Origin of the sequence: Psychroserpens jangbogonensis, from assembly GCF_000797465.1 — a bacterium.
GTDB lineage: Bacteria > Bacteroidota > Bacteroidia > Flavobacteriales > Flavobacteriaceae > Psychroserpens > Psychroserpens jangbogonensis.
Map to the genome: position 1 here is coordinate 88,944 of NZ_JSWG01000015.1, position 14,900 is coordinate 103,843.

Below are 14,900 nucleotides of genomic sequence, written 5' to 3' on the forward strand. Positions count from 1 at the left end.
TGGGATGTAGTTTTACATGTAATTCCTTGAACATTTTTAACAAAAAAATGAACTAAAATGAAAATACATTTTTAAATAAGACGATTTTATCCCAAATATGATATTTATCATATTTATTACTGTGAAAGGCAACTATTTTTGCAGTATAAATTAAAACAATATGAAGACAACACTAAAACTCATGACTGTATTATTTGTAACCCTACTATTAAGTTGTGGAGGCAAAGAAGAAAAGAAAAAAGAACCTATTTCTTACGGTAAAAAAGAAGTTCCTACAAAAGTAGAGACGCCTAAAGAAGCAGCAGTTACTGCTTCAAAAAGAATTGACTTAGCTACAAAAGGTGTAGGTCCAATTAAATCTGTGACTTTAGGAGCGGAAATTGACCAGGAAATGGTAACTCACGGAGCAGATGTATATAAAAAAATGTGTACAGCTTGCCATAGAACAGACAAAAAATTTATTGGACCAGCTCCAACAGGAATTATGAAACGTCGTTCTCCAGAATGGATAATGAACATGATTTTAAATCCTGAGGAAATGGTAAAAGTAGATCCATTAGCTAAAGAATTATTAATGGAATTCAATGGTGCTCCAATGGCAAATCAAAACCTTTCTGAAGAAGATGCTAGAGCAGTTTTAGAATACTTCAGAACACTTAAATAAATAATTATGAAACTAACCAAACAACTATTTTTTGTTTTTTCATTTGTAGCTTTAGTTTACTCATGTAAAGAAACAGACAAAGACGCAACAGCAACAACTACAGAAACTAAAGTTGAAGCAGAATCGACAAAAAGAACAGGTCAAGCTTTTATTAAAGATGATGGAAGTACAACGGTTTTAAGTATAGCTATTGGTTCTAAAGACCATACTACTTTAGTCGCTGCTGTTCAGGCTGCACAATTAGAAAACGCTTTAGTAAACGCTGGACCATTAATGGTTTTTGCACCAACAAATGAAGCATTTGCGGCATTGCCAGAAGGAACTGTTGAATCTTTATTAAAACCTGAGAACAAAGATGCTTTAGCCAATATTTTGAAGTATCATGTAACACCAGGGAATTATTCAAAAGACTTTTTGAAGAAATTTAAAAAGTTAGGTCAAGCAAACAACCAATATGTAAAAGTTGAAGTTGTAGATGGAGAACCTATGATAGGAGGAGCAAAAATACTAGGAAGCGTAAAAGCTGGTAACGGTATTGTTCATATCATAGATAAGGTGTTGTTACCACCAACTGAAGAATAAAACACTAATTAAATTTAAAAGAAAACATGAAAAATTTATTAAAATTAACTTTTGCCCTTGTATTTGTTTTTGCAGCTTTTACAAGTTGTAATAACACAAAATCATCAGATAGCAAATCTGGTGCTTTAGCAAGTAATGTAGCGGAAAAAGTATATGTTGCTCCTGGAGAACATGATTCGCATTATGCATTCATATCAGGAGGATATAGTGGTAATCTAACCGTTTATGGTTTACCATCAGGTCGTATGTTTAAGGAAATCCCTGTGTTTTCCCAATTTGCAACTTCTGGTTATGGGTATTCTGAAGAAACAAAACCAATGCTAAATACGTCTCATGGTTTCATTCCTTGGGGAGATTCTCACCATCCAGACATTTCACAAACTGCTGGAGAAATAGATGGACGTTTTATTTTTATAAATGAAAATAACACACCAAGAATTGCAAAAATTGATCTTAAAACATTTGAAACTACAGAGATTATTGAAGTACCTAATAGTGCAGGTAATCATAGTTCTTCATTTGTAACAGAAAATACAGAGTATGTTGTTGCGGGTACACGTTTTTCAGTGCCAATTCCACAACGTGATATGCCAATTAAGGATTATAAAGGAAACTTTCAAGGTGCTTTATCTTTTATTAGTGTAGCTCCTGAAACTGGTAATATGGATATAAAATTCCAAGTATTAATGCCAGGTTTTAACTATGATTTATCTCACCCTGGACGTGGAAAATCTCATGGTTGGTTCTTTTTTACTACTTATAATACAGAAGAAGCAAGTACTTTATTAGAGGTTAATGCATCTCAAAATGATAAAGATTTTATTGCAGCTGTAAACTGGAAAAAAATTGAAGAGTATGTAAATAATGGTGGTGGTACAATGATGCCAGCAGATTATGCACACAATGTTTATGATGAGCATACGCATACTGCGACTTCTACAATGATAAAAGAAGTTCGTGTAGTTAATCCAATAGATGTTCCTGGAGCTGTATATTTTTTACCAACACCAAAATCACCTCACGGTTGCGATGTCGATCCTTCAGGTGAATACATTGTTGGTAATGGTAAACTTTCTGCTAATTTAACTGTGCACTCATTTACAAAAATGCTAGCTGCAATTGAAGGTGAGAAATTTGATGGTGAAGCTTATGGTATTCCAATTTTAAAATTTGAAGATGTACTAGCAGGTTCTGTTGAGCAACCAGGTTTAGGTCCTTTACATACCGAGTTTGATGGTAAAGGGAATGCTTATACTACATTCTTTATTTCTTCGGAAGTTGTGAAATGGAAATTAGGTACTTGGGAAGTTATTGATAGACAACCTACGTATTACTCTGTTGGTCACTTAACTATTCCTGGAGGGAACTCTGGAAAACCACAAGGTAAATACATGTTCGCGATGAATAAAATCACTAAAGACAGATACTTGCCAACTGGTCCAGAAATGGAACACTCTGCACAATTGTATGATATTTCTGGAGAAAAAATGGAGTTGCTTTTGGATTTTCCAACACACGGAGAACCTCATTATGCAGCTGCAATGGAAGCAGGTTTAATAAAAGAACGTTCTCAGAAAATATATAACTTAGAAGATAACAAGCACCCATACGCTGCTTTATCTGATGCAGATACTAAAGTTGTGAGAAAAGGAAACGAAGTCCATATTTATATGACGACTATTAGAAGTCACTTCTCACCAGATAATATTGAAGGTGTTAAAGTGGGTGATAAAGTTTATTTCCACGTCACTAACTTAGAGCAAGATTTTGATGTACCACATGGATTTGCAGTTCTAGGACAAAATACATCTGAACTATTAGTTATGCCAGGACAAACTAAAAGTTCAGTTTGGGAACCGACTAAAGTAGGTGTTTGGCCATTCTATTGTACTGATTTCTGTTCTGCACTTCACCAAGAAATGCAAGGCTATATTAGAGTATCAGCAGCAGATGCAGATACACCAATAAAATGGTCACTAGGAGAAGATATTGAATAAATTATTTAGAATTAGGGAGATTTTGTTTTAGTGTTTATTTCCCTATATCAAAGGCGAGAGTTAACTTTTGCTCTCGCCTTTATTTTTTAAAACACTAATAAAACTACTAAATCTTTTTACGATGAAAAAGTCAAATATCATCATGCTACTCGCAGCGATTTTACCTTTAGGATTATTTCTGTTTCCACTTTGGAAAATTACTTTAGAAGCACCGCAATATCCTACACCTTTAGGTATGTATATTCATATCAATGACTTTTCAGATGCCAATCCGCATGACATCAAAAACATAAACTTGATGAATCATTATGTAGGCATGAAGTATATTCCAGATGCGATTCCTGAGTTTAAGATTTTCCCTATGGGAATTATTATCACATGTGTTATAGGTCTACTTATTGCATTTAAAGGTAATTACAAATGGTTTTTAGGTTGGTTTATATTAATGATTGCAATGAGTGCTGCAGGAATGTATGACTTTTATTTGTGGGAACATGACTATGGTCATAACCTCGATCCTAAAGCTATTATGAAATTCACCAATCCAGATGGTACCCAAATGGGATTTCAGCCACCTCTTTTTGGAAGTAGAGATATTTTGAATTTTAAAGCACACTCTTATCCGCAACTAGGTGCTTTATTCTTAACTCTTGGTATAGGGATTTCATTTATTGCCTATCTTGTTGGAAAAAAGAGACATAAAAAATCTTTGACTATGTAGGCAAAAATCAAAACACTAAAACACTAAAATCATGCAAACACTAAAACGCTATTCTAGCATAGCATTGCTATTGCTCATTTTGAGCTGCAATGTATCACCAAAGCCCATAGATTATGGCAGCGATGGTTGTCATTTCTGTAAAATGACCATCGTAGATAAAATTCATGCTGCAGAAATTGTAACTCAAAAAGGAAAAGTCTATAAGTTTGATGCTACGGAATGTATGATCAATTTTATGGAGGAGTTTGACACTACAGATATAGCATTGTATTTAACAAATAACTACACAACACCTGAAAGTCTTATTGATGCAACAAAAGCTACGTTCTTAATAAGTGAAAATATTCCTAGTCCAATGGGAGCATTTTTATCAGCTTTTAAGGATAAAGCTGATGCAGAAAAAATGCAATCAGCAAAGGGAGGAACATTATATAATTGGGATGAATTACTAGCACATTTTAAAGACTAGTTTCATGAAAACTGTATTCATTTTTTTGTCCGTCATTTTTATGACCAATTCTTCTTATGCACTTCAACTAGAAGTTTGTAAAAGTTGTCCTATTTCAACAATTCAAGATGCTATAAATCAAGCAAAAGACTTTGACACTATTATGGTGAAAAAAGGCACTTATAAGGAGCATGATATTTTAGTGAACAAGCCCTTGACTATTATTGGTGAGGACTACCCAGTTATTGATGGTGAATTAAAAGGAGAGATCATTACTGTTATATCAGATAATGTAACCGTTGATGGTTTGTTTATAATCAATGTAGGTACAAGTTATACAGAAGATTATGCAGCTATTCGTGTTAGAAGAAGCAAACATTTTGAGATCAAAAATTTAGTACTAGAAAAGCTGTTTTTCGGAATATATATCGAGAAGTCTAGCTACGGAAAAGTATTTCATAATAAGATTATTGGTGATGCCATTGAGGAGTATAACTCCGGAAATGGAATACAACTCTGGTATAGTCACCATATCGAAATTGAGCATAACTATGTGGAGCATGTTCGGGATGGTATATATTTAGAGTTTTCAGACGATTGTCTAATAAAAAATAATGTGAGTGCTTTAAACCTAAGGTATGGTTTACACTTTATGTTCTCTAATGATGATATCTATCAAGACAATACATTTGAAAACAATGGAGCAGGAGTAGCTGTGATGTTTTCTAAGAAAATTAAAATGTTAAACAACATATTTAAAGAAAACTGGGGAACAGCTTCTTATGGATTACTCTTGAAAGAAATAAATGATGCCGAAATTATTGGTAATACTTTTGAAGAAAACACAATTGGGATTAATATTGAAGGGTCTAACCGAATCATATATAAAAACAACAATTTCAAAAATAACGGTTGGGCTATAAAAGTACGTGGCGCATGTTATACCAACCAATTTGTCGAAAATAATTTTCTGTATAACTCATTTGATATTGCTTACAATAGTAAGGTTAATGATAACGTGTTTGATGGAAACTATTGGAGCAATTATACTGGCTACGACTTAGATAAAGACGGAGTAGGAGATATTCCTTACAGACCTGTAAAACTGTTTTCTTATATTGTAAATCGTACACCAGAAACTATCATTTTATTACGAAGTATGTTTATAGATATTATTGATTTTTCTGAAAAAGTGTCACCTGTTTTTACACCAGATGACCTCTTGGATAATCACCCACTAACAAAGAAAGTAACATGGTAAATATTGAAAATTTACATAAAAAATTTGGAAAGAACCAAGTATTAAGTGGTTTAGATTTAACGATTAATGAAGGTGGCATTTTCGCAGTACTTGGGCCAAACGGTTCGGGTAAAACAACATTAATTAAGTCTATTCTTGGTATGGTTATTCCTAACAAAGGAGTGATTAATGTCTTGGGAGAAAACATAAAGAAAAATTCAAACTATCGACACAAAATTGACTATTTACCACAAATCGCCAATTTTCCAAGCAACCTAAAAGTTAAGGAGTTGATTAAAATGATCAAAGACCTACGTAAAAATACCAATGAAGATCAACGGTTAATTGAACTATTTAAATTAGAGCCTTTTTTAGATAAAAAATTAGGAAACCTCTCAGGAGGAACCAAACAAAAAGTGAATATCGTTTTGACGTTTATGTTCGATAGTCCACTTATTATTTTAGATGAACCAACAACTGGATTAGATCCAATTTCCTTAATTCGTTTGAAAGATTTGATTCAAGCAGAAAAAGCTAAAGGAAAGACCATTTTAATCACATCTCATATTATGAGTTTTGTGGAAGAAGTTTCAGATGAAATCGTCTTCTTACTAGAAGGCAAGATTTACTTCAGAGGTTCAATTTCAGAATTAAAAACCAAGACCAATCAGCCAGATTTTGAACATGCTATTGCGTCTATATTAACCGATAACCATGCTTAAAATATTAAAATATAGTTTTTTTGATTTAATGCGTAGTCGTTGGAGTTACGTCTATTTTGCATTCTATTTACTATTAGGACTTGTTCTATTGTTTTTGAATAACGATTTATCAAAAGCTGTCATCACGTTAATGAATGTGATTATTGTTTTGGTTCCTTTAATAGGAACCATTTTTGGAGTCATGTATTATTACAATTCTAAGGAGTTTACCGAACTTCTTTTAGCACAACCTTTAAAACGGTCTTCAATATTTCTTGGACAGTATTTAGGTGTTGCTTTGTCACTCTCAATTAGTTTAGTTCTCGGACTAGGAATCCCTTTTGTATTCTATGGTTTGTTTGAAAGTAGTGCTATTTGGGATTTTTCATTACTGCTAATAACAGGTACATTTCTAACCTTAATTTTCACGGCTTTAGCATTTAATATTGCGTTGTCAAATGAGAATAGAATTAAAGGCTTTGGCTATGCAATCTTATTATGGTTGTTTTTAGCAATTATTTACGATGGCTTATTTTTAATGACCTTAATTATGTTTGAAGATTACCCTCTTGACAAATTATCGTTAGTTGGTACCATGTTGAATCCTATAGATTTATCACGAACACTTATTCTTTTAAAATTAGATATTTCGGCATTATTAGGATATACAGGTGCTATCTTTAAGCAATTCTTCGGAACTAGTTTTGGTCTTATTGTATCTTTTGTTATGTTAACGGTTTGGGTGGTATTACCTGTGTTGAGAATTGTGTTTAAATCACGAAAGAAAGATTTTTAGAATTAATAAATAAAATTGAATATGAAAAAGGTTTTTGTAATTGGATGTTTTCTAATTTTTATGATTGGTTGTAAAAGCGAAACAAAAAAGGTGAATTCTAAACAGGGTTCTGATGTAGAAACAATTTCAATTGTGGATACTTTATCACTTAAATTGAATGCTACTGAAAAGTGGATTGCGAATGCAGAAACACATGAAGGCATTACAAAAATGGATTCCATTATTTCAGCATTCAAAACAGAAGATTTAAGCGATTATAAAACCTTAGGTAAGACCCTTTCAAAGCAAACGGGATATATCATTAAACATTGCAGTATGAAAGGTGAACCACATGATCAATTGCATGTGGTGTTAATTCCTATGCTTGATGAAATATCAGTTTTAAGAGAGGAAAAAAATATTGAGAAAACTCAATCTGCACTTGATAATCTAGAACTGTTAATAGGAGCTTATTTTAAGTTCTTTAAAGTATGATATTAGTCATATTTTTTACAATAACATAGTCTTAGATTTGCGGTACGATGACTGCGATAGTTCATAAAATAACAGTATTTGTTTTAGTATTTATATTATTTGCCCATAATATAAATACACTTGCTATTGTTGGTGATTTCATGATTAATCAAGAGTTCATTGCAAAAACTTTATGTATTCAAAAAGAGGAGCAAAAAGGATGTAATGGTAAATGTCAATTGCGTAAAGAATTATCTGAAAGTAATACCAATTCAAACTCTGAAACACCACTTCAAGAAAACAAAAGACTGATTTTAGATGCTTTTTTTATCTCAACTATTAGTCAAGTTGATACGTCTGATTTAGAGTCTCAATCAAGACGACATGAATTGATTAAGAATACACCAAAAATAATTAAAATGTATCTCGAAATAGATACACCTCCACCAAATTTCTGTTAGTTTTTTAAATTATAAAATCTGTTCGATTTTACTCTAGTTCTTGCTTGTATAAACAAGTGAGCAAGGGGTTTTAAGTCTTATTTTAAATATTAAAGCTAACATTATGAAATCAATTAAATTTATATATATACTATTACCAATATTGTTTTTATCAGTACTAACAACATCTTGTTCTTCAGATGACGATGATGACGATCCTATAATCACTAACGAAGTTGAAGGGCTTTCAAAGATTCTAGACCTAACTAATGCAACCCATACAGTTGAATTATTTAATAAAGAAGGAGATTTTTATACAGGCTATAACGCAATTAGTATAAGATTAAAAGACAATGCAACAGACGCATACATCGAAGATGCTTCATTCTCATGGATGCCAATGATGCAAATGCCAACAATGCAACACTCTTCCCCAAGATCTGCAATTATAAAAGCTTCAGGAAAAAATACAGTTTTTGAAGGTTATATTATATATCAAATGACAAATACAGATGGTTCTGGTTGGTCTTTAACAGTCAACTATACTATTGATGGTGTAGATTATACAGCAAGTGATGCTATAACTGTGAGACAAAATGACAATCAAAACGTTACTAGTTTCATGGGTAGTGATGATAGTCGTTATATCATATCACTTATCAAACCAAATAATCCAATTATTGGAATCAATGATTTAATGGTCGGTGTTCACAAAATGGAAAACATGATGACATTTCCAGTTGTAGAAAATTATTCAATTGCATTAGATCCAAGAATGCCAGGTATGGGCAATCACAGCTCACCTAATAATACAGATTTGAATTATAGTATGGTAGATGACATGTATCATGCAGATTTATCTTTAACTATGACAGGTTATTGGGTTCTTAATTTGAAGTTCATGAATACCAATGACGATGTGCTTAAAGGAGAAAATGTAACCGATGAGAACACACAAAGTTCTCTGTATTTAGAATTAGAATTCTAAATGCTTACCAATAGCTAAATAAAGCTATTCCATTTTTTTTCTGTCAATTTTGAGTGTGGTTTATTCAAAACGGTTAACCACACTCAAAAGACAGTTCATTTTCTAAACATTGTATTAATGAAAAAGCTCACCATATATAGTATTTGTATACTCTTTAGTGGATTTATATTCGCTCAAAAAGAGGAACCTGTTGTTGAAAAAGATACAACAAGGTTAACTGAAGTTATCGTTATCGGTAAACGTAGATTAAGTAATCATCGACAAGAAAAGACCTTGTCTAGTATTGATGATTATCTTGAAAAATCTAATAAAGTAGCCATGATAAAACGTGGTAATTATGCATGGGAACCTACAATAAATAACATGAATAGTGAACGGTTGAATATCACTATTGATGGCATGCAAATTTTTGGTGCATGTACAGACAAAATGGACCCAATTACATCTTATGTTGATGTGTCTAATCTTGAAAAAGTAAGTGTTGGTTCTGGGCAAAATGGTACCGAAAACGGACATTGCGTAGGAGGTGGTATTGATTTACAACTGCCTTCAAGCAAGTTTTATCAATCTGGATTTAAAACGAACTTCGATTTGGGTTATGAGACAAATGGAAACTATAGAGTTGGAGGTTTAGATGTGGAATATTCTGGAAATACTTTTTACATAAATACTGATGGTATTTTTAGAAAATCAGATAATTATGACGCAGGAGGAAATGATGAGGTTTTGTATTCTCAATTTCAAAAGTATAACATCTCAATGCAAACAGGTTTTAAGCTTTCTGAAAAGCACGCCATAGATGCGAATATCATTTATGATAAAGCGACTGATGTTGGTTATCCTGCTTTGCCAATGGATGTGTCTTTAGCTGAAGCATTAATAACTTCCGTAACCCATAATTATGTAAGCGATTCTACCTTTATAAATACTTTAGAAACGAAGCTTTATTTTAACACAATCACGCATATTATGGACGATTCTAATCGTCCAGATGTGCCAATTCGAATGGATATGCCAGGTTGGAGCGATACATATGGGTTTTATTCTAAAGCGACAAGTACGATTAAAAGACACAATTTACTATTTAATGTCAATGGATATTATAATCGATCGTTAGCAGAAATGACGATGTACCCAAATGATTCTAGTCAACCAGCAATGTTTATGTATACCTGGCCTGATATTAGAACGTTTTATACAGGGATTTTTGCAAAAGATATATTTGTATTAAGTGAAAATGAACAACTCTCAGGTTCATTACGTTTAGGTTATCATAATAATAGAATAGCTGAAGATGTAGGTTTAGAAAGCCTACAAATATTTTATCCTGATATTGAAGATTCAAAAAGTAGGTTTCTAACGAGTATATCTTCAAACTATAATTATAAAACAACTAACTACGATGTGTCTTTTGGGTTGGGTTATGGAGAGAGAGCTCCATCTGTAAGTGAAGGCTATGGTTTTTTCTTATTTAATAGTTTTGATAATTATGACTACATAGGAAATCCTACACTAGATAATGAAAAAGCTATCGAAGTCAATGCTGGAGCTAATTATCATAAAGGTAAATTTCATATTGGCGTAGAGGCGTCTTATTTTTATATTATGGATTATATTATTGGCGAGATCGATGAGACTCTAACGTCTATGACTATTGGTGCTAATGGTGTTAGAATTTATGAAGCTTTACCAAATGCCTCAATATTTGATGTGTATTTAAACTCTAGTTATGAATTATCAAACTCCTTTTCAATTAATGGAACTATTGGTTATAATTATGGACAAGGTAGCAATGATGAAAATTTACCACTGATAAGACCATTTACTTTTTTAGCTGAAGTAAATTATAAAGCTAAACGATTTAATGCCGCAATTCAATTGGAAGGTAACGGAAACCAAAGTAGTTATAGTAGTTATTATGGCGAAGATGAAACACCTTCTTATGGTGTGTTAAACCTTAATTTTGGAAATGTATACCATGCAAAGGACACTAAATTCTTTTTAAAATATGGAGTAGAAAATATCTTAGATACTAACTATTCTACATTTGCAGATTGGAATAATATTCCTAGACAAGGGCGCAATTTTTATATGAACCTATCTTTAATTCTGTAAAAATGGAGTGAGTAATGATAAACTTATACTAATTATGGACTAAATTTTATTTATAGAGTATGCACTAAATAAATTTTCGTTGGTTGGCATATTGTCCATAGTTAAGAACTTTTTCTAAGTCTAAGGTGAAAGATTATTAATCCAAATAATTCTTCCTTTTTGTTATGCGTATTATTTTTTTGAAAGTGTGATAAAAGTCATGTTTTTAGAAAAGTCATTATACTATTTTTGAAAATATAATAGGACAAAATTGTCCTATTAAAAAAAAAGCTTATTTAATCGTATATTGAAATAAACCATAACACCAACCAAAATGAGAAAACTAAATTTATTACTGGGTACCATAATACTTGGAATGCTTTTTTTAACATCTTGTACAGAGAGTGAAAAAAAAGAACATACAGACGCAGCTGATATTCCAGTAAGTAAAGAAATGATGGCCGAATTAACGTCACCTCCCAACGTACCACGAGGAGTTGGAAGACGTAAAGCAAAAAAACTTATTGTAAACATGGAGATTCTCGAACAAGTGGGAACCATGACTGATGGTACTACCTACAATTACTGGACCTTTGGAGGTTCGGTTCCAGGAAGTTTTATTAGAACTAGAGTTGGCGATGAAGTAGAGTTTACTTTATCTAATCATCCAGATAATAAGTTGCCGCATAATATAGATTTACATGCAGTAACTGGTCCAGGAGGTGGAGCAACTTCTTCTTTTGTGGCTCCTGGTCATGAGAAAACATTCAATTTCAAAACCTTAAACCCTGGGTTATATGTATACCATTGTGCGACTGCACCAGTTGGAATGCATATTGCTAATGGTATGTATGGTTTAATTCTAGTTGAACCTGAAGGAGGTTTACCTCAAGTAGATAAAGAATACTATATCATGCAAGGTGACTTTTATACTAAAGGTGAACATGGAGAACCAGGTCTACAACCATTTGATATGCAAAAAGCGGTTGATGAAGATGCTGACTATGTTGTATTTAATGGTAGTGTAGGTGCTTTAACAGGAGATAATGCTATTACTGCAAATGTTGGTGAAACCGTTCGTCTTTATGTTGGTAATGGAGGTCCAAATTTAGTGTCGTCATTTCATGTTATTGGTGAAATTTTCGATAAAGTTCATGTAGAAGGAGGTGATATGATTAATACAAATGTACAGACAACTCTAGTTCCTGCAGGTGGAGCTGCTATAGTTGAATTTAGAGTTGATGTTCCTGGAACATTTATTTTGGTAGATCACTCTATTTTTAGAGCATTTAATAAAGGTGCTTTAGGAATGCTTAAAGTGCAAGGTGAAGAAGATATGAAGATATATTCTGGTATGATGCAAGAAGGAATTTATCAACCAGAAGGTGGTGGAATTCAAGAAATGCCAGAAGACGAAAATGTTAAAACAGTAGTGGCATCTTCAGATAAAACCTTAGCTGAAAAAATGGAATCAGGGAAGAATGTTTATATGCAAACTTGTTTTGCCTGTCATCAAGCAGAAGGACAAGGTATTCCAAACGCATTTCCTCCTTTAGCAAAATCAGATTATTTAAATGCTGATGTCAATAGAGCTATTCAAATAGTTCTTAAGGGAAAAACAGGAGAGATTACTGTAAATGGAGAGAAGTATAACAGTGTTATGACAAGACAAGCAATTAGCAGTGATGAGATAGCTGATGTAATGACGTATATCTATAACTCTTGGGATAATAACAAAACAAATGTTACTAAGTCTCAAGTTGAAGCTGTTAAAAACGGTCACTAAACTATAATTAAAAATTAATAGCAAAAGATGATAACTGTTTTAAGACTGACATTGAGTATATCCTTATTACTAACAATGACAATGGCTCAAAGTCAGTCTAAAATGGTATCTGTAAAAGGTGGAACTTATATACCACTTTATGGGAGAGATTCATTAAAAGTGACTATTGGTGATTTTCAAATGGATGTCTATCCCGTAACAAACAAAGAGTTTTTGGAATTTATTAAAAAGAAACCCAAATGGCAGCGATCTAATATTAAAAAGATTTTTGCAGACGATAATTATTTGGTTAGTTGGATTTCTGATACTATTCTAGGAAAAAATCAATCTTTAAAAGCTCCTGTTACCAATGTTTCTTGGTTCGTTGCAAACGATTATTGCGATTGCCAAGGTAAACGATTAGCAACTATAGATGAATGGGAATATGTTGCAATGGCAAACAAAACTATGCCAGATGCCAGATCTTTAGAAACCTACAATAAGTATATTTTAAGTTGGTATGAAAAGCCAAAAACTTTTAATAATGAAATAGGTTCAACCTTTAAAAATTATTGGGGAGTTTACGATTTACATGGTTTGGTTTGGGAATGGACTTCAGATTTTAATTCGGTTTTAATTTCTGGTGAATCTAGAAAAGATGTAGATAATGATAGTAATTTATTTTGTGGAAGTGCTGCAATTGGCGCTACAGATTTAATGAATTATGCAGCTTTTATGCGTTACGCTATAAGAGGTAGTGTAAAAGCAAAATACGGTTTGAAAAATTTAGGATTTAGATGCGTAAAAGATATTAAAGAATAAAAATGAAACAATTAAAAATAGTAACCTCAGTGTTTATATTGCTTTTAACCATGGTTTCTTGCAATTCTAAAACGTCTAAAAATGACAAGCAAAAGTTTGATTTGTATCAATGTCCTATGCAATGTGAGGGAGATAAAACTTATTCTGAATCTGGGAGTTGTCCAATCTGTAAAATGGATTTAAAACCAGTAGCAAGTAAAACTTCAAAAGTAGTCGACGATGGCGAAATTTCTGATGAATCTATTTTCAACTTAACATCTAAATGGAATACTGAAGAAGGAGAAACTATTCAGCTTGAAGATTTAAAAGGAAAAACCTTAGTCATGGTAATGATTTACACAACGTGTAAAGCTGCATGTCCACGTTTAGTAGCAGATATGAGAAATATTGAGGCTAAAATTCCAAAAGAAAACTTAGACAACCTTCAATTTGTTTTAGTGAGTATTGATCCAGAAACTGATACGCCAGAACATTTAAAAACGTTTGCAAAAGAAAATCTCATGGATGGTGAACAATGGACTTTTCTTCAAGGAACCGTAAGTGGAGTTAGAGAATTCGCAAATGTTTTAGCTGTGAAATACAAACAAATATCGCCTTTAGACTTTTCTCACTCAAATATAATAAGTGTGTTTAATAACAAAGGAGAATTAGCGCACCAACAAGAAGGTTTAGGGGTTGATAATAAAGAAACCGTTCAGACTATTTTAGAATTAACAAATAACAAATAATACTAATCAAAACTAAATAATATGTTATCAAAAAAACAAGCACGCGCTTTTTTTCTTGGAGGAACATTGGTTACTTTCCTAATATTTATTGGACTTACCATTTTTTCTTTATCAAAAGATGTTGATCAAACAAACCATGAGAATATCACAGAAGCTGTTGTTCGTGGTAAGAATCTTTGGGATTCAAACAATTGTATGGGATGTCATACTATTTTAGGAGAAGGAGGCTATTATGCTCCAGAATTAACTAAAGTAATTGACAGAAGAGGTAAAGGTTACATTAAAGCAGTTTTAATGTCGCCTGTTGCATGGGAACCTAACGGCAGAAAAATGGTTGCCTATGGTTTTTCAGAAGAAGAGGCATTAGATATAATTGAATTTTTCGATTGGATAGATGATATTGATTTAAACGGATTCGACACAGTAGTCTCACCATTAGCAAAAGATAATAATTAAACTAA

The 14,900-nt window shown here is 32.4% G+C and carries 16 protein-coding genes; all 16 read left to right on the forward strand.

Going from position 1 to position 14,900, the window contains the following annotated elements; genetic code table 11:
• Positions 1 to 160 precede the first annotated feature (160 nt).
• Positions 161 to 664 carry a c-type cytochrome gene (locus RH81_RS14160; protein WP_033961475.1) on the forward strand — a complete coding sequence of 168 codons (504 nt, stop codon included), beginning with the start codon at positions 161 to 163 and terminating at the stop codon, positions 662 to 664.
• A gap of 6 nt (positions 665 to 670) precedes the next feature.
• Positions 671 to 1,246, forward strand: a complete 576-nt coding sequence (locus RH81_RS14165; protein ID WP_033961476.1) for a fasciclin domain-containing protein — start codon at positions 671 to 673, stop codon at positions 1,244 to 1,246.
• Between the two features lie 26 nt (positions 1,247 to 1,272).
• Entirely contained in the window at positions 1,273 to 3,243 is a 1,971-nt protein-coding gene (nosZ, locus tag RH81_RS14170) for a Sec-dependent nitrous-oxide reductase (RefSeq protein WP_033961479.1), read from the forward strand.
• A 121-nt stretch (positions 3,244 to 3,364) separates the two neighbouring features.
• Positions 3,365 to 3,964: a hypothetical protein gene (locus RH81_RS14175; RefSeq protein WP_033961484.1), complete on the forward strand. Its 600-nt coding sequence runs from the start codon at positions 3,365 to 3,367 to the stop codon at positions 3,962 to 3,964.
• Between the two features lie 31 nt (positions 3,965 to 3,995).
• Positions 3,996 to 4,433 (forward strand): nitrous oxide reductase accessory protein NosL, encoded by a 438-nt coding sequence (locus RH81_RS14180; RefSeq protein WP_033961485.1) that lies wholly within the window; start codon positions 3,996 to 3,998, stop codon positions 4,431 to 4,433.
• Positions 4,434 to 4,437: 4 nt separating this feature from the next.
• Complete coding sequence (locus RH81_RS14185) at positions 4,438 to 5,673, forward strand: nitrous oxide reductase family maturation protein NosD (protein ID WP_033961486.1); 1,236 nt, start codon at positions 4,438 to 4,440, stop codon at positions 5,671 to 5,673.
• On the forward strand, positions 5,667 to 6,374 hold the full coding sequence (locus RH81_RS14190) for an ABC transporter ATP-binding protein (protein WP_033961489.1): 708 nt from the start codon (positions 5,667 to 5,669) through the stop codon (positions 6,372 to 6,374). The genes RH81_RS14185 and RH81_RS14190 overlap by 7 nt, the downstream gene beginning before the upstream one ends.
• Positions 6,367 to 7,149 (forward strand): ABC transporter permease, encoded by a 783-nt coding sequence (locus RH81_RS14195; RefSeq protein ID WP_033961492.1) that lies wholly within the window; start codon positions 6,367 to 6,369, stop codon positions 7,147 to 7,149. The genes RH81_RS14190 and RH81_RS14195 overlap by 8 nt, the downstream gene beginning before the upstream one ends.
• A 21-nt stretch (positions 7,150 to 7,170) precedes the next feature.
• The gene (locus tag RH81_RS14200) at positions 7,171 to 7,623 is read left to right on the forward strand and encodes a hypothetical protein (protein ID WP_152604843.1); all 453 of its coding nucleotides are present in this window, start codon (positions 7,171 to 7,173) and stop codon (positions 7,621 to 7,623) included.
• A gap of 47 nt (positions 7,624 to 7,670) precedes the next feature.
• Complete coding sequence (locus RH81_RS14205; RefSeq protein WP_033961495.1) at positions 7,671 to 8,063, forward strand: hypothetical protein; 393 nt, start codon at positions 7,671 to 7,673, stop codon at positions 8,061 to 8,063.
• Between the two features lie 103 nt (positions 8,064 to 8,166).
• A complete protein-coding gene (locus RH81_RS14210; RefSeq protein ID WP_033961497.1) occupies positions 8,167 to 9,030 on the forward strand; it encodes a hypothetical protein in 864 nt (287 codons plus the stop codon).
• A gap of 117 nt (positions 9,031 to 9,147) precedes the next feature.
• The gene (locus tag RH81_RS14215; RefSeq protein WP_033961499.1) at positions 9,148 to 11,145 is read left to right on the forward strand and encodes a TonB-dependent receptor plug domain-containing protein; all 1,998 of its coding nucleotides are present in this window, start codon (positions 9,148 to 9,150) and stop codon (positions 11,143 to 11,145) included.
• 313 nt (positions 11,146 to 11,458) lie between these two features.
• The gene (nirK, locus tag RH81_RS14220; RefSeq protein ID WP_033961500.1) at positions 11,459 to 12,910 is read left to right on the forward strand and encodes a copper-containing nitrite reductase; all 1,452 of its coding nucleotides are present in this window, start codon (positions 11,459 to 11,461) and stop codon (positions 12,908 to 12,910) included.
• A gap of 27 nt (positions 12,911 to 12,937) precedes the next feature.
• Entirely contained in the window at positions 12,938 to 13,711 is a 774-nt protein-coding gene (locus RH81_RS14225) for a formylglycine-generating enzyme family protein (RefSeq protein WP_033961501.1), read from the forward strand.
• Positions 13,712 to 13,713: 2 nt separating this feature from the next.
• On the forward strand, positions 13,714 to 14,439 hold the full coding sequence (locus RH81_RS14230) for an SCO family protein (protein ID WP_033961502.1): 726 nt from the start codon (positions 13,714 to 13,716) through the stop codon (positions 14,437 to 14,439).
• Between the two features lie 21 nt (positions 14,440 to 14,460).
• Positions 14,461 to 14,895: a c-type cytochrome gene (locus RH81_RS14235; RefSeq protein ID WP_033961503.1), complete on the forward strand. Its 435-nt coding sequence runs from the start codon at positions 14,461 to 14,463 to the stop codon at positions 14,893 to 14,895.
• Positions 14,896 to 14,900: the final 5 nt, after the last annotated feature.

What these genes read in the sequence shown, in the direction of transcription:
- RH81_RS14160 (WP_033961475.1), top strand. Translation starts at nt 161, where the DNA reads ATGAAGACAACACTAAAACTCATGACTGTATTATTTGTAACCCTACTA.
- RH81_RS14165 (WP_033961476.1), top strand. Translation starts at nt 671, where the DNA reads ATGAAACTAACCAAACAACTATTTTTTGTTTTTTCATTTGTAGCTTTA.
- nosZ (WP_033961479.1), top strand. Translation starts at nt 1,273, where the DNA reads ATGAAAAATTTATTAAAATTAACTTTTGCCCTTGTATTTGTTTTTGCA.
- RH81_RS14175 (WP_033961484.1), top strand. Translation starts at nt 3,365, where the DNA reads ATGAAAAAGTCAAATATCATCATGCTACTCGCAGCGATTTTACCTTTA.
- RH81_RS14180 (WP_033961485.1), top strand. Translation starts at nt 3,996, where the DNA reads ATGCAAACACTAAAACGCTATTCTAGCATAGCATTGCTATTGCTCATT.
- RH81_RS14185 (WP_033961486.1), top strand. Translation starts at nt 4,438, where the DNA reads ATGAAAACTGTATTCATTTTTTTGTCCGTCATTTTTATGACCAATTCT.
- RH81_RS14190 (WP_033961489.1), top strand. Translation starts at nt 5,667, where the DNA reads ATGGTAAATATTGAAAATTTACATAAAAAATTTGGAAAGAACCAAGTA.
- RH81_RS14195 (WP_033961492.1), top strand. Translation starts at nt 6,367, where the DNA reads ATGCTTAAAATATTAAAATATAGTTTTTTTGATTTAATGCGTAGTCGT.
- RH81_RS14200 (WP_152604843.1), top strand. Translation starts at nt 7,171, where the DNA reads ATGAAAAAGGTTTTTGTAATTGGATGTTTTCTAATTTTTATGATTGGT.
- RH81_RS14205 (WP_033961495.1), top strand. Translation starts at nt 7,671, where the DNA reads ATGACTGCGATAGTTCATAAAATAACAGTATTTGTTTTAGTATTTATA.
- RH81_RS14210 (WP_033961497.1), top strand. Translation starts at nt 8,167, where the DNA reads ATGAAATCAATTAAATTTATATATATACTATTACCAATATTGTTTTTA.
- RH81_RS14215 (WP_033961499.1), top strand. Translation starts at nt 9,148, where the DNA reads ATGAAAAAGCTCACCATATATAGTATTTGTATACTCTTTAGTGGATTT.
- nirK (WP_033961500.1), top strand. Translation starts at nt 11,459, where the DNA reads ATGAGAAAACTAAATTTATTACTGGGTACCATAATACTTGGAATGCTT.
- RH81_RS14225 (WP_033961501.1), top strand. Translation starts at nt 12,938, where the DNA reads ATGATAACTGTTTTAAGACTGACATTGAGTATATCCTTATTACTAACA.
- RH81_RS14230 (WP_033961502.1), top strand. Translation starts at nt 13,714, where the DNA reads ATGAAACAATTAAAAATAGTAACCTCAGTGTTTATATTGCTTTTAACC.
- RH81_RS14235 (WP_033961503.1), top strand. Translation starts at nt 14,461, where the DNA reads ATGTTATCAAAAAAACAAGCACGCGCTTTTTTTCTTGGAGGAACATTG.